General features: G+C 45.1%; 14 protein-coding genes. 9 read left to right on the top strand and 5 right to left on the bottom strand.

Annotation, left to right across the window (positions count from 1 at the left end):
• Positions 1-48: 48 nt before the first annotated feature.
• Positions 49-1,164, bottom strand: a complete 1,116-nt coding sequence (locus tag AC5EF3_RS14345; RefSeq protein WP_493548544.1) for a beta-ketoacyl-ACP synthase III — start codon at positions 1,162-1,164, stop codon at positions 49-51.
• 196 nt (positions 1,165-1,360) lie between these two features.
• On the opposite strand from AC5EF3_RS14345, the gene AC5EF3_RS14340 reads away from it, so the two are divergent.
• The 4 genes from AC5EF3_RS14340 (at position 1,361) to AC5EF3_RS14325 (ending at position 4,629) form a co-directional block, all read left to right on the top strand.
• Positions 1,361-2,185, top strand: a complete 825-nt coding sequence (locus tag AC5EF3_RS14340; protein ID WP_493548543.1) for a 3-deoxy-manno-octulosonate cytidylyltransferase family protein — start codon at positions 1,361-1,363, stop codon at positions 2,183-2,185.
• Between the two features lies 1 nt (position 2,186).
• On the top strand, positions 2,187-2,801 hold the full coding sequence (locus tag AC5EF3_RS14335) for a histidine phosphatase family protein (RefSeq protein ID WP_493548542.1): 615 nt from the start codon (positions 2,187-2,189) through the stop codon (positions 2,799-2,801).
• Between the two features lie 152 nt (positions 2,802-2,953).
• Complete coding sequence (locus AC5EF3_RS14330; RefSeq protein ID WP_012778235.1) at positions 2,954-3,214, top strand: helix-turn-helix domain-containing protein; 261 nt, start codon at positions 2,954-2,956, stop codon at positions 3,212-3,214.
• Positions 3,214-4,629: a type II toxin-antitoxin system HipA family toxin gene (locus AC5EF3_RS14325; RefSeq protein ID WP_493548541.1), complete on the top strand. Its 1,416-nt coding sequence runs from the start codon at positions 3,214-3,216 to the stop codon at positions 4,627-4,629. The genes AC5EF3_RS14330 and AC5EF3_RS14325 overlap by 1 nt, the downstream gene beginning before the upstream one ends.
• Positions 4,630-4,686: 57 nt before the next feature.
• Here the strand turns inward: AC5EF3_RS14325 and AC5EF3_RS14320 are convergent, their stop codons facing one another.
• The 4 genes from AC5EF3_RS14320 to AC5EF3_RS14305 form a co-directional block, all read right to left on the bottom strand.
• Positions 4,687-5,577, bottom strand: a complete 891-nt coding sequence (locus AC5EF3_RS14320; protein WP_493548540.1) for a tetratricopeptide repeat protein — start codon at positions 5,575-5,577, stop codon at positions 4,687-4,689.
• Between the two features lie 135 nt (positions 5,578-5,712).
• Positions 5,713-7,299: a tetratricopeptide repeat-containing sulfotransferase family protein gene (locus tag AC5EF3_RS14315; protein WP_493548539.1), complete on the bottom strand. Its 1,587-nt coding sequence runs from the start codon at positions 7,297-7,299 to the stop codon at positions 5,713-5,715.
• Between the two features lie 49 nt (positions 7,300-7,348).
• Entirely contained in the window at positions 7,349-7,951 is a 603-nt protein-coding gene (locus AC5EF3_RS14310) for a DUF805 domain-containing protein (protein ID WP_493548538.1), read from the bottom strand.
• A 125-nt stretch (positions 7,952-8,076) separates the two neighbouring features.
• On the bottom strand, positions 8,077-9,357 hold the full coding sequence (locus tag AC5EF3_RS14305) for a hypothetical protein (protein WP_493548537.1): 1,281 nt from the start codon (positions 9,355-9,357) through the stop codon (positions 8,077-8,079).
• A 352-nt stretch (positions 9,358-9,709) separates the two neighbouring features.
• Here AC5EF3_RS14305 and AC5EF3_RS14300 point away from each other — a divergent pair, with 352 nt between their 5' ends.
• From AC5EF3_RS14300 to AC5EF3_RS14280, 5 genes are all read left to right on the top strand, one after another.
• A complete protein-coding gene (locus AC5EF3_RS14300; protein ID WP_149037554.1) occupies positions 9,710-10,375 on the top strand; it encodes a nucleotide-binding protein in 666 nt (221 codons plus the stop codon).
• Complete coding sequence (locus tag AC5EF3_RS14295; RefSeq protein ID WP_493548536.1) at positions 10,372-10,932, top strand: hypothetical protein; 561 nt, start codon at positions 10,372-10,374, stop codon at positions 10,930-10,932. Before AC5EF3_RS14300 ends, AC5EF3_RS14295 begins: the two co-directional genes overlap by 4 nt.
• A 1,272-nt stretch (positions 10,933-12,204) precedes the next feature.
• On the top strand, positions 12,205-13,509 hold the full coding sequence (locus AC5EF3_RS14290; RefSeq protein WP_493548535.1) for a replication initiator protein A: 1,305 nt from the start codon (positions 12,205-12,207) through the stop codon (positions 13,507-13,509).
• Between the two features lie 86 nt (positions 13,510-13,595).
• A complete protein-coding gene (locus AC5EF3_RS14285; protein ID WP_493548534.1) occupies positions 13,596-14,243 on the top strand; it encodes a hypothetical protein in 648 nt (215 codons plus the stop codon).
• A gap of 89 nt (positions 14,244-14,332) precedes the next feature.
• Complete coding sequence (locus tag AC5EF3_RS14280; protein ID WP_493548533.1) at positions 14,333-14,974, top strand: haloacid dehalogenase-like hydrolase; 642 nt, start codon at positions 14,333-14,335, stop codon at positions 14,972-14,974.
• Positions 14,975-14,980: the final 6 nt, after the last annotated feature.

Raw genomic sequence — 14,980 nt, 5'->3', positions numbered from 1 at the left:
ACATCTAGTTCAAGTCCCCTATTCGCTCCAATATGGGGACGATATCTCTTATGTCTTCCGAACAATAATGAGACCCGCGCTATATCCCGCGCCAAATGAACAAATCAATCCAATATCACCCGCAGTGAAATCATCATTATACTTATCAAAGGCAATGATAGATCCCGCTGATGATGTGTTTGCGTACTCATCCAACACAACGGGAGCCATGCTTGAATCAGCGTCTTTGCCGAGCACTTTCTGGGTAATGAAATTATTCATATTGATGTTGGCTTGGTGAAGCCACATGCGCTTGATTTGGTCCGGTGCGATATTATTGACCGCCAGCTCATCAGTGATCATTTGCGCCACCATGGGCACAACTTCTTTAAACACAGAGCGACCATTTTGGACGAAGAATTTGTCAGGTTTGCCAACGCCCTCTGGCGCTGCATGGTTGAGAAAACCAAAATTATTGCGGATATTGTTGGAAAATTCTGTGATAAGTTTCGATCCGATAATTTCCCAGCTACCATCATGGTTCTTCTCTTCAGATTCAACCAAAACGGCCGTCGCCACATCCCCGAAAATAAAATGGCTATCACGGTCTTTAAAATTCATGTGGCTTGTACAGATTTCAGGACTACACACCAAAACAGATTTAGCCTGCCCGCCCAATATCAAACCACGCGCTGTTTCAATCCCAAAAGTGGCCGATGAACACGCCACATTCATATCAAAGGCAAACCCAGACGTACCTAGATATTTTTGCACCTCGATTGCAATCGCTGGATAAGCACGTTGAAGATTTGAACACGCTACAATCACAGCATCGACATCTTCTGGCTTGCGACCGGCGCGCTCAAGGGCTTGTTTCCCAGCTTTCACAGCCATTTCTGCCAGCACGGAAATTTCATCATTTGGACGCTCAGCAATACGCGGAGCCATGATGTCATTATCCAAAATAGGTTCTTTAGATAAAACATATCGCGCTTTTATGCCGGAAGCTTTTTCAATAAAAGCAGACGATGACGGCGCTAATGCGTCCACCTCCCCAGCTTCAATCGCGCTGGCATTTTGCGTATTAAAACGCTCAACATATGAATTGTATGACTCAACAAGCTCTTCATTTGAAATGCTGTTTGGCGGCGTCCAAAGCCCTGTGGCGCTAATACGTGCTGTCACAAAATCCTCACTCGATAGATACTGGGTCAGCCATAATACCCATTTAATTCATCCTAGCCAGAGGCTAGTCCGATTGAATTGCCCCTGCACGGATTTAAAAAGCTAAAATGACGGCACTCCCCTATTCACATAAGATCAGAACCGTCCTACCCATTTTCAATCTGATTTTGCTTTATCTGTGCCAGCGAGTTCACCCATGCAAACCTTGATCGTTATTCCGTCTCGATACGCTTCCAAACGGTTTCCGGGCAAACCTCTGCATGTCATTGCGGGCCATTCCATGCTGGCGCGCGTGGTGGATATAGCTGCAAAAGTTTGCGCCCAAAATGCCAATGTCTCTTATGTCGTCGCCACAGATAATGCAGATATTGAAGCCCACGCAAAAGAGATTGGCGCACCTGTCGTTATGACTGATCCTGATCTGGCTTCAGGGTCAGATCGCGCACTCGCAGCGGCCCAGATTTTTGCGCCCGAGGCAGATTTCATCATCAATCTTCAAGGTGATGCCCCTTTCACGCCGCCTTCTCATGTTCAAGCCATTATTGAAGCAGGAAAAACATCCGACTGTGATGTCGTCACTCCCGTTTTAAACATGAGCTGGGACGCATTGGATATCATGCGCGTTCAGAAGAAATCACAACCCTTTTCCGGCACAAGCTGTGTGCGCCGCGCCGATGGCGAAGCGATGTGGTTTTCTAAAACCGAAATGCCCGCCAATCGCAAAGAAGCAGACATGCGCAGCAAAAGCGCAATGTCTCCTGTGTGGCGTCACATTGGGCTTTACGGCTATAAACGTGAAGCTTTACAGCGCTTTACACAACTTTCCGAAGGCCATTACGAGCGCCTTGAAGGCCTTGAACAATTGCGCTTTCTTGAAAATGGTATGCGCATTATGACTGTTCCTGTCACCACGACAGATGCCGCTATGTGGGGCGTCGACACGCCAGAAGATGCAGCTTTTGCCGAAAAGCTAATCGCTGAACAAGGCGACCCAATGAATGCGCAGAATAAAGACCAATAATATGAGCCGCCAAATCTATATCATTCGCCATGGCAACACATTTGATAAGGGAGATGTCGTCACACGCGTTGGCGCACGCACTGATCTTCCGCTTTCTAATTCCGGTCAAGCTCAAGCAGATGCGCTCGCATCTTTATTGGCAGAGCGTGTTACACAATTTGATGCTGCTTATTGCAGCCCGCTTTTGCGTACCCAGCAAACAGCCAAAACAATTCTAGCCGCCCAATCAAATCCCCCTGCTCTCACTCTGGTCGATTTCCTTCGCGAAATTGACTATGGCCCAGATGAAAACCAACCCGAAGACGATGTCATCGCCCGTATCGGCCAAGATGCATTAAACCTTTGGGAAAGTGACGCAATCGCGCCAGATGGCTGGCAAGTCTCACCGGCCCAATTGATCCAAGCGTGGAAAGACCTGTTTGCAAAAACAGCAGCTGAAACAGATAAAACCGGCCCCGTTCTTGTGGTCACTTCCAATGGTGTGGCGCGTTTTGCGCTTCAAGCAATTGGCAATACGGGTGAACACGCGCTAAAATTAAAAACCGGCGCTTTTGGAATAATAGAAGCTAGCGCTCATGATGATCTGACTATTTTAGAGTGGAATGTCAGACCTTAAACATTATCCCGCTTTTTCGGATAATCATGCTGCAATCACCCATGCAAGTTATACGCATATGCGTATTTAATTGACTTATACGCGAAACCGTATATATTGTCTTCATACGCAATGGCGTATATTGCTTTCTTAGTCAGATAAAGCAGACAGACATGACAGATATTATCCGTAGCCCGCGCAATGTCGGCGATGCCATTCGCAAAATCAGGCTTGAAAAAGGTTTAACTCAAACTGAATTAGCAGCACGCGTGAATGTGCGCCAAGCCACGATTTCTAAACTAGAAAGCGGCGAACCGGCCACTCGCCTCTCCACATTATTTGATGTGCTTATGGCGCTAGATATGGATTTACATATCATGCCCAAACCAAATTCAACACCAGACGACACAGCCAATTTTGAGGACATTTATTAATGGCTGAAAACCATTCTCACCGTAAATTACATTTAACAGCGAGCGCATCTGGCAAATTGAAAATATCGCGTTCGCAAACCTTAAAAGTTTGGCTAAATGCTAGATGTGTTGGTCAACTGACACGCGCAACTGATGGCGGTCTGAGTTTTGTCTATGATGCAAATTGGCTAAATTGGCATGGTGCCACACCCATCTCAACCAGCATGCCATTACAGACGCAAAAATACGCTGATGAGCGCGTGCGCAATGTGTTTGAAAACTTATTACCTGATGTAGAGCAGGTGCGAGAAAGTCTAGCTGCGCGATTTAAAGCTGATGGCACAGACCCCTTCTCCCTCCTTGCCGCCATCGGCATGGATTGTGTCGGCGCTTTGCAATTATTACCAACAGACATAGAGCCAGGACATGCAGGTTTAATCGCTGGTGGAGAGGCATTAAGCGAAGAAGATCTTGCCAAAATGTTGCGCCAGTTACGCCAGACCCCTCTTGGACTAACAGACGAATACAAAAATGATTTTCGTATCTCTATAGCAGGTGCCCAAGATAAAACGGCACTGCAATATTACCAATCCGCGAATGGTTCAGGCATTTGGCGCAAGCCAATTGGCACAAGCGCGACAACACATATTTTCAAGCCCGCAATCGGCATGCTTTCAAACGGTATTGATATGCGCGATAGCGTTGAAAATGAATGGGTTTGTCTCAAACTTTGCGCGCATCTGGGATTAAAAACAACGCAAGCTGACATCGCCATATTTGAAGATCAAAAAGTATTGATTGTGGAACGCTTTGATCGCCTCTTCACAAAAGACAAGCGCTTGCTACGTCTGCCGCAAGAAGATTTCTGTCAGGCGCTCAACCTTCCCTCTTCGCGAAAATACCAACGCGATGCCGGCCCCAATTTACTGGATATGTTTGAGCATTTAAAAGAGAGCAATAATCCGCTTGAAGATCGTTTAACGCTTATGCGGGCACAACTTGTTTTCTATCTTTTGGGGGCAACAGATGGTCATGCAAAGAATTTTTCAATTCGACATATCCCTAAATCTATCCCCGCTCAATCAAACCACCCCGCCCCCGGATTTATACTTGCGCCTATCTATGATGTGCTAACCGCGCAGCACATTGTCGACAAAGGCCAGATTTCACAAAACCAATTTAAACTGGCTCTATCTGTTGGTCGTTCAAACCATTATCGCATGGATGAAATCACACGCCGGCATTTTCAGGAAACGGCTGATTTGGCCGGTTTGCCAAAATCTGCAATATCAGACCTCATTGATGATCTCAGCAAACGCCTACCAAATGCGATCGACACTATTTTAGCAGAGGCACAACATAAAATACCCAGCGAGCTGACAGAAAGCCTACACAAAGCCAGCACAAAACGCCTAGAAACTCTGCAAATTATGTAGAATGTTTCGTCATTGGTGCAGCAAATTGTCAGCAAGACTTTATAAATTTGCGTTTGTTTACAATGGCCCCATAGCCATAATCATACCCAGATATTCAACGGCCTGTTCATTGCCTTGTTTTGCTGAACGGGAAAGATATTCAATGCCTTTTTGGATATCCATGTCTCGCCCTTCCCCCAAAACAAAACAATTACCATAATTAAATTCGCCTCGGGCATCTTGCTGTGCGGCCGCTTTTTCAAACCAGTCACAACCGAACTTTTTATCTAGAGGCAATCTCTTACCTTCAAAGTAAACTGTTCCGATTTTGGTTTGCGCAATAGCATACCCCTGCTCTGCCGCACGCTTCAAATAAACGAGTTGTTTCAAATTGTTCTGAGGATAATGGATGCCGTGCTCATACAAACCAGAAAGGATATAGCTGGCATGTCCGTAAGACTGAGCAGCCGCTTTTTCATACCATTTGACAGCTATTGCCAAGTTTTTTTGTGTGCCAATTCCATATTGATGCATTTGCCCCAGCGTGACCTTAGCACTGGGAATAATTGAAGATTTTTCATACAATGCAAAAGCTGTTTCCATATTTTTTGGGACACCCAAACCATTTGCATATGAAAAACCAAGATTCAGATGGGCAGCAACATAACCTGCATTTGACGCTTTCATTAGCCACACAATAGCTTCTTCATCCTGTCCTGCTTTAGCGAGGCTTCGGCCTAGCCAAAACTGGATATTTGCTTGATCCGGGTTTGTTTTTAGCGCTTCACGACAAACAGAAATAGCTGTTGGTGCATTGATTTTATTAAATAAAATACCAGAAAAATCACTTTCCGGATCAGCTGGCATACCCGCCAATTTCTCACATTGAGCTGGAGATGCAGCATAAACTGGAGAGACTAATATAGCCGTCACCACACTCAAAACCGCGAATGTAAATATAAATTTCATACCATTACCCCAGCCACAAAACGATATCAGTCGAAAAGACATGACTTAGGTTTTAATTACAATCGCAGATGATGGCGAGAGTTTGTTAGCAAGAAAGCTGTTATGTTTATCCGCATAAATGTAGGCTGATTGACTTTAAACCTTCACCCCATTTTCGATCAAAAACAGCCTTACACCTTCTAGCTCTTTTGCATAACGTTTCCATTTTCCAATGGACCCAGTATAGAGCGGCTCGCGCACTTGATTTGCACTTGGGGTGGCGACAGCTTTGCTGGAAGAATGAAAATCCAAACACCCCTCTTCCCAATCTAATCCACAATGTTCGAGCAGATTTGCAGACTCTGATCTTTGGTCCGCAATGAGGTCTTCATAGTTTAAAATCATAAATTGTTCGGGGAATTCCTGTGCCCAAAAATCCGTCATTTTTAGATAGGCCAGATAAAAGCGCGCTGTGCTTATCAGATCGTAGGAATAAGTGTGATATCGCGCGCCACCTCCAAATAAGTGTTTGTAATTACTCCATATTGCATCCATAGGATGACGCCGCAAACACACCATTTTGGCATTTGGCAATGCCTTTAAAATGAAGCCAGCATACATAAAATTGAGCGGTAATTTATCGGTAAAAACAGCACTATCTTTTGCGCCAACATGCAGGCGTGCATTTGTCATATAAGCGCGCCCAACTGCATTTATATCCGCTTTTCCAGCCTTGGTTATGGTCTCAATATCCAACACAATTTTAGAGTTTGTGCCCGATGCCTGCTTCACCGCCAATGGCATGGATTGGAGTTCTCCGGCCGATTCAACACTTGAATGCGCCGATAAAATCCGGTCAACAAGCGTCGTCCCCGTGCGCGGAATACCGCCTATAAACAACACTTTATCATCTATTTTTGAGATATTTTTTGTTGATGATTTTTTATAGACATCTAGAAAAGCCCCTATCAACTCCTCATCATGCTTCACATCAAATTTCACATTCGACATAAATTGCGTATTGGCCGAATGTAAGTGTTTGAAGCTTTCTTCAGACTGTCCTAAGTCCTCGTTTTCTTTGGATAAAGCATATTGAATCCGCATAATTTCAATTTTACGGCTAGCCTTTTCAAGCGCGTTTTCCAATCGATCAATATGATTATTTTCTGCTGTGCATTTTGTGATTTCAGCCAATCCCAAATGCGCTTTTCCATAGAGCGAATCTAGTTTCAGTAGCGCTTCATATTGCAAAGCGGTGCTGCGTTTGTCTCCAAAATATGTGTGGCTTCTGGCAAGATTGTCTCGAAACTCTATCGAGTTTGGATTTAGTTTCACCGCTTTTTCAAACAATCCAAGCGCAAACTTGTGATGCCCAAAACGCGTTAAAACATAGCCTAAAGTGTTGTGCGTATTTGCATCCGTTTCACCCTGAAGAAACACCAACGCTTGAAGCGCAAATGTAAGCGCCTCCTCATCATTGCGCAGCATGAGATGTGCTTTGGATAACTGGCTTAGATATTTTGCACTTTCAGGACATTTATCAATCGCGGTTTGAAAATATGCCAATGCTTGAGCTACTTTACCTTGCTCAAGGAAACATTGGCCCAGCGTAAAATTTGCCTCCCCTGCTTTCGCCTTATCAGAGTGAGATAAATTGGGACGTGCCGACTCTGCAAGCGTCATTAAATGCTGCACTTTCAAACGCTTTTTGGCGTTCTTTAATTCGCCTCCAACAATGCTCATAAATATCTCAACTGATCTTTTTGCCCGACAAAGCTGGCCAGAACTTTATCTATTTCTTTCCTAGCAATCGCCAAAAAAAACCAACATGGCGTGTCACCAAAGGTGTTTGCACCTTATTAGAGCGATCATAACGGTCATGCACTTGGCGCTTAACTTTTGCTGGAGCCTGCATGTGAGATGGCGTTTTTACAGGTGTTGTTGGCATTGTCCAATTGCCATCCGGTTTTAGCGTCTTGGTTTGAGTTTTTTCATATGAAGGAACTGATTTTTCAGGCGAAAATGCCTGTTTTGGTGATGGTCCATATTTATTGGGCCCAGCCTGCCCCGGCATAAAACCACTGACAAGAATATCAATAATAGCCCCAATCCCCGGCACCAAAACCCAGAGCATATTCCATCCTGATCTTCCCATATCATGGTGGCGGCGCACTGAAGTGGCGATATAGGCCCGCACAAAAAGCAATACACACATTATCATCAACAATGGGCTAAGAGTTGTAAGTCGGTCGTTTCCAGGATCAGTGGCAATACGGGCTAACACCAAAATAACAGTAAAAAGTGTCACGAATAAAAGCGGTAAGATGAAAAACATCCTCACCCACCAACCGGTCCGGTCGATGCGCCCTTTTGTGCTGAATAGATAATTGATCATCGCGATGGCCTTTGTAGCTATACTGCTCAAATGCCATAAAAACCGCATGACACAGTTTTATTAAGCGCAACTTTTAAAAAGAAGCCAGAATCAAAGTGAAAATGCTGTGTTGTTACAAAGCAGCATTATACAAATTTGCTTGCAATACCGATTGCGTGAGGTTCGTCTGAATCGCCCTCTTCGGCTGTGTCAATTTCTGGCTCTTCATAGTTTTGAGATGGCAATTGCACGCCATCTTCACCGGCAAATTCAAAACTAAATGCAGATGGCTCAGGCGTAGGCTTAGGAGCCTGTTTTGATGATGCCGGTGCACGCTTTACGGATGCATTTTGTTTTTGCGGCGCAGACATTTGCACCACTTTTGCCCGCTTTGGTCCCAAACCTTGAGCCACAGGTGCAATTGGCGCATTTGCCTGACCCGCATTGGCGTAGCGTCCATCATTGGCCGCAACAGGTGCAGGAGCTGGCGCATATATATTGGCTTGAGGTTGCGCATTTTGCATGGCCCTGCTCTGCGCTTCTCGCACAAACACAACATTTACAAGCAATAAGCCGAAAGATTTCATAATCTCCATGACCAACACGAGACTACCTAAACGGTTTGATTGCACAAATTGTAGGAAACCCCAGACACTATCAAACTGTGCGCCTTTTAGGTCTCCATCCGCAGAAATAGGCAATGGCGTTGCCCCTTTAGAGCCAACAATAGAGGTTGATACTTCTATATTGGCCCCTGCTCCCGTCGCTTTGGCCAGAATATCTCTTTGTTCAATCAATTCATTGTCCAGAAAAATACGACGTTCTGCTTTATTCAGTTCTGAAGACAATTGCGCCCTCTTCGTCACATAATTTTCCGGCAAACGGTCGCGCTGGGCTTTAATTTCATCCGGCGTGCGCGTCATGCCGATAAAGGAAAGTTCTTCTTTGATCTCTTCGATGCGCTCAGCGGCCAAAGCAGATTGGGTTTTCAGCGCGCTCTTTTGTTCTAGTGCTCGGCGTTGCGCACTCGCCTGCTCTTCTGCGTTAGACGCGTCAACATAATAAGACCAGCTCGCGCTAGCATTTTGAAATGTCGCCATTGACCAGACAGGAAAGAATAAAAGCGCCATTAAAAGACGCGGAATGCTTGGACGCGCGAAACACCAGATAATCACCACGAGCAATACTGCTCCGATAATTTCAGAGATGATACCGGTTCCAAAAGCGATCCAGTAATCAACCCCCTCTACCCCGGCCGTCCATGTCACAATGTTTCCATAGCCAGAAAGCAACATACACGTAAGCACAAGCATAATGATTGTGATCCGGATCACCTGCCCAGGTAGCCCATGTTCAGGTGCATCTTGCCCCTCTTGTTGGGCAAGTTCAGCTTTTCGGTTGTGCGTTTTACTTGGGAAAATGCCCATCTCACCGGCTCTCTTCGTACTCTACGCAGTTAGAGGCTGCCCTCATTTGCGAATATGAAGCCCATAATTAGAGCGACGAGCTTAAGGCCAAGTTAAGCATCCCCATAAAATCAGGAAACTATCACTATATATGTGTGTCTATGTAGAAGCCTATATGTATATGCGTATATACAGCTATACCAATATACTTATGTATCTCTATATGTATGCCATGCTCGCATGTTAGATATCCAGACATCTATATAGCTAGAGCGCGATACTGCTAGCATTCTAGAAAGCTGGCAAGTTAGCAAAATAGAAACCTATCCATTGTACTTCTTAGGAAAATTGTTGAGGGTTTAAGGAAATGCGCATGCAATTGATAGCAATAGCGAGCCAAAAGGGCGGTGCAGGCAAGACAATGTTGGCACAGAATCTTGCATTTGCGGCTCATGAGTCGGGAAGAAAAGTCGCCATTTTCGACTTAGACCCGCAAATGACGAGCCTGAATCAATTCGATAAGCGCACACAACAGGGCTTAGATGGCGAACCAGCGACCATTGCAGCGACATTAAATCGGCTTCCACAGCTGCTAAGAGCTGCAAAAAATGAGGGTAGGGACCTCATTATTTACGATATGCCGCCAAATATTGGTCAAGAAAGTTTTCTGATCGTCAATGAAGTCGACCTTGTTTTGATCCCAACACAGCCGCAAGCCTATGATCTTGAAGCCATTGAAGCGACAATCGCGATTGCTGCAACAGTGAACACACCTGGCGCTGTGGTTATCAATCGCGTGCCAAAAGAAATGAAAGAACTCGCTGATGATGCGCGTCAGTTTGTCGAAGTAAAATGCTCATACCCAGTGGCTCCAGTCATTATCCATGACCGCGTTCAGTTCATGGAAGCTGCTGCCGCTGGCTCTTCACCATTGCTAGAACATTCCCGTACGCAAGCGGCCAAAGAGATCCGCGATCTCTGGGCATGGGTGAGCCAACGTTTAGAACAAACAAGAGCTATGCGGGGGAATGCAGCATGAGTTTTCTCAAAGGCTTAGAACCAAATATTCGCGGCAAAGAAGCTGGGAATACTGCGCCCACAAATGCATCGCGAGTAGGGGCCAATGCAGCTGCTCAATCTGCTTCAGCAGGTGAACAAGACAACCAAACACCGCTAACCGGATATCAAGCGACGCAAAGACCTGCGCCAGAAATTGATGAAAATACAAGCATGGGACCAAGTGTGTCGCCAGCTGATTTAAAAGCAGCTTTTGATGTCAAACATCCTGAACAACGCGAATATCAAAGCCTTAAAGAGGCTAGAGATGGTATTGCACAAGAATTGGGCCAAGAAAAAGCGACACCTTTTGGTGAATATCAGCGCCGGATCAAAGGCTTTATCGACGAGCATGACAATGCGCGCCTGAATATAAAAGGAAAGGGCAAGCAGGTTCAGCTTAATTTCCGCATCAGCGAAACATCACGCCATTTCCTCAAGCTTGTTGCGCTTGAAAACCATGTTGATGTCACAACTTATGTTTTTGGAGCTATTAATGCGCGTCTTCATGCCGAAGGTCGCACACGCTTTGTCAGATAGGCAAAACTTCTAAACCAAATGAAAATTGAACGCTCAATCTTCCAGTCAAGAGATTGGAGGAGGGAGTGTGTCTATTCGCCAAAACTACTCTCCATAGCTTTGGATATTCTTGAACCCTGTTGAAAAATTTGATTTCATATTCTGTTGTTTTGTTTAAAGACAAAGCGTGTCTAATCCCCATTCTGGCGAACAGACACATCTCGTTTAAACACTGATAATATTAATTTATTTGGGAATGACACACGTTTTCGCAAAGGCATGTTTGCTTGGCTTAAGCATTCAAATATCCTTTAGGGAAAAATCGTTTTTTCGAGGTGCTGGAGAGCTATTTCAGGATGTTTATGCGTAGGAGGCAGTTGAAACGAAAACGGCTCTCACGCAGGCTCACAGCGCCGTTAAAACCAAACTTTCCTTAGATGCAATTTAACTTAGGTCCAACACAAAATATCGTGAAAGGTGAGTGTTTAATTGGGTCATTTGAAGTTTGATGTGTGTATTGGAAGTTTAGATTGTTTTTTGGATTGCGAGAGGGAAACAGCCACGTTTGGATGGTCGTGGTTTGTCTTTTTCCAAATTATTGACGAAAAGTCTTAATTTTCGAGCAAATTTTAAGTTTGTGAGATGCTGCTAAAATCCTTTAAGTGTTTAATTATGTGTTAGATATAGTGTTAAGGGTCTAAAATCGGCTGTAAGTTCTTGTTTTTACAGCAGGCTATTGGACACGCTGTGTCTGTTCGCCAATTATATGTGTCTAAACCCCACAAAAACGTGTCCGTTCGCCAATTTCTGAATATCATTTACGGGCGTTGAAATCGTTAATTTCCTAGACCGTGTCTAATCGCCAAAAACTGGGTTTTGCAGGCTTTAAGACCGTGTCTAATCCCCATTTTTTCAAAATACCGTGTCTAATCGCCAGTTTAAGCGTGTCTGTTCGCCAGAATTACATTTTTTGAGTCTTTTTGACGGCCTTTCTCTGTGGTTGGAGGCGGGTGAAGCGTGTCTGTTCCCCAACAAAAAAACTTATCCCACAAGAAAACGTGTCTGATTCCCGAGAATCATGTGGATAGTGATGATTCTATGAAAACAAACATATCCTACATCACTGATTTTCAAGAATTGCCCGTATTTACAGGGGATTTGGCCCACATACGGCGTTTGTTAAGGATAAATCATTGGACATGCAGCCAATGAACGTGTCTAATTCCCGACACAAGACACACGCTTTTTGATGATTCTGACTGAAAATTTGTAGGATAAGGTTTGCACTTACCCATGGTGAAATCCACAGCGACGCACAAAACGGTAGAAGAAGAGGGCCTTAATGATGAGGCGGACTCTGGCTCAGTTTCTGGTGAAGTGCTGTCGCCGCAAGATCCCGGACCCTTGTTTGACGAAATGTTAGATCCAAACCCAAAACATTCTCCCTTATTGCCTGAGCGCTATCCCATGGGAGATTTGTTCGTGTGTGAGCTGGTCGATATTGTTTTAAAAAGCGATATGGCGAGTTTGGAATATCCATTTTATTCGCTGACTAAAAAGCCAGACCGGAATCCACGTCGTTTTGAACATGATGGTCGCTGGATAGAATTTCGGCCCAGTATCAAAGGCTTGCCGACAATCTATGACAAAGACCTGCTCATATATGCTATTTCCCACATCATGCGCGAAAAGCAGAGATCAGGCAAAACACCTAAAACCATTGTGATAGATCCATATCACTTCTTGTCTTACACAAACCGCCCGACAGGGGGCAGGGATTATGAGGCATTGGTGGATTCCATTGAGCGGCTAGAAGGCACACGTTACCGCACAAATGTGAAAACGGGTGGATTTGAACATGATGAATGGTTTGGTCTGTTTGAACGCGTAAAAATGAAGACACGTCGCACACCAAAGGGTGGTTTGCGGCCTGAACGTCTGGAAGTCACGATTTCAGATTGGACAATGGAAGCTATTCGCGCCGACGAAGTGTTGACACTCCACCGTGATTATTGGCGTTTGCGCCGGCCGATTGAACGCCGCGTTTACGAGATTATCAGAAAGCATTGCGGCCAACAGGATGGGTGGTCGATTGGGGTGGATAAGCTTCACCGTAAATCAGGATCACAAGCCACACGCCGCGAGTTTCGCCGCAAACTGCATGAAGTGGTCAATGATAACCATCTGCCAGATTATGATGTCTATATCGAAAACGACATTCTCCACGCCACATCGCGTCAGGATTTCCTCGATAGCCATTCTGCTTCCAACAAAATAGCGACGGGTCGCGCCAAGAAAAATGATCTCCAAAACTCAGGTGAAGAGGGCAGTGGTCAGGAATTAGGCCGCCAGATTGCCAGCCAACTACGCCGTATGCAGATCTCAGCTGATGGCTATGATGCCGCTAAAAAAGAAGCGCCGGGCTGGGATATTTATTTCATCGAGGATGAATGGCGCACATGGATTGGCAAACGCGCCCAATCTGCATTGATAGGCGCAGACCCTGAAAGCGCCATCGACCTCGTCCCGCGCAAACCCGACGCCGCTTTTATTGGATTTTGCAAAAATTGGTTTAAAACCAGAGGTAAACCAGAATAGGGATGTATTGTTCATTCCGGTTCATTTATTTAGCATTACTCGCCATTGCTTCAAGTGGTTTGAGCTTAGCTGAAGATAACCAAAGAGTGCTAAAACTATTTGGCAAAATAGATTCAGCGATGGTTGGTCTACTTGAAGAAATGCCAGAGGATGTGGAGACTGTTCTAATATCGTCTTCTGGGGGACTTCCCAGCAGCGCAGCGGAACTAATCGGCTTGGTTGCAGAAAATGAACTGAACATAGAAATAGGTGAAGTTTGTGTATCGGCTTGTGCTGAATACATTTTACCCTTTGCTCAGGGAGATGGGCGCACTTTGCACCTAAAGAACTCACCATTTATTGGGTTTCATTGGAACGCTCGGATAATACAGGAAACCGTAATTGCTCAAATATCAACAGATATCAGCAATTGTCCTTTTCGTGATGCCCAAGAACTTCGGGCATTGCATCTCAATTCAAATGTAAATCCAGATTTTTGGAAAGAGACACTAAAAAGGCTTGGTCAAAACTATTCCTTAGTACGGCTGGATCAGAATGCCTGTCCGGTCGTTAAGATGCAGTTTGAAAATACTATTTGGCTACCAACGAGTGAAGAATTGAAAAGCTTTTACTGGCTAGAATTTACAGGAAAAGTCTGTGCAGACGATTTTGATACTTGTGCGCAACAAATTGATGATAACTTTCACTCAGGCATCCGGTTTGTTATCGGCGATAAGTTACATGTCTCCAATTAGGTGTATCTCAACGATGGTCCAATTAGATTATTGAGGGAGGGGGCAATTTAAGACTGGTACTCGCAGACGAACAATAATAAGCAGTTTTCATGACCAACCCGACACCAACTGACGAACTCCTTCTGGGCACAGCGCCAGACCCTGATTTGCCAGTGCTTGCAATGGATTTGGATGGCACGCTCATCTATACAGACACCACAGCCGAGCTGTTTAAATTGTGCGCGAAATACAAGCCATATTTATTGCCGGTTGCGGGCTATAAAATGCTCACCAATAGGCCACACGCCAAACGTTGGCTTGTGCGACAGGTAGGGGATTATTTTGACCCGCGCAAATTACCGACTGAACCAAAAGCTATTCGTTTGATGCAGGATCACAAGAAAAAAGGCGGGCAGGTGTGGCTGGTGTCTGGCTCTGATCAGATCATGGTCGATGAAATGGCCGCAGAATTGGCCACTTATATTGGCAAGTTTGATCGCATAAAAGGCACAGAAGGTCCTGAGAGCGCTAGCGTCAAAGACGCAATAAACCTGACCTCGCAGAACAAAGCGAATTTCCTGATCGAAAACTGTCCGCAAGGTTTTTATTATGCTGGAAACAGCACCCAGGATTACGCTGTCTGGAAAGCCGCGCTCAAAGGCTATGGATTTAACGCTCCGGCACAATCTTACAGCCTGACCCGAGAAGATGGTTCAAAAGTCGAGGTGCAGGAAATAGTGCCACGCAAATAGGGGGTA

This window comes from Hirschia sp. (assembly GCF_058892565.1).
Note: the sequence above shows the minus strand (reverse complement) of the source record. Positions and strands in the feature narration are given on the sequence as shown.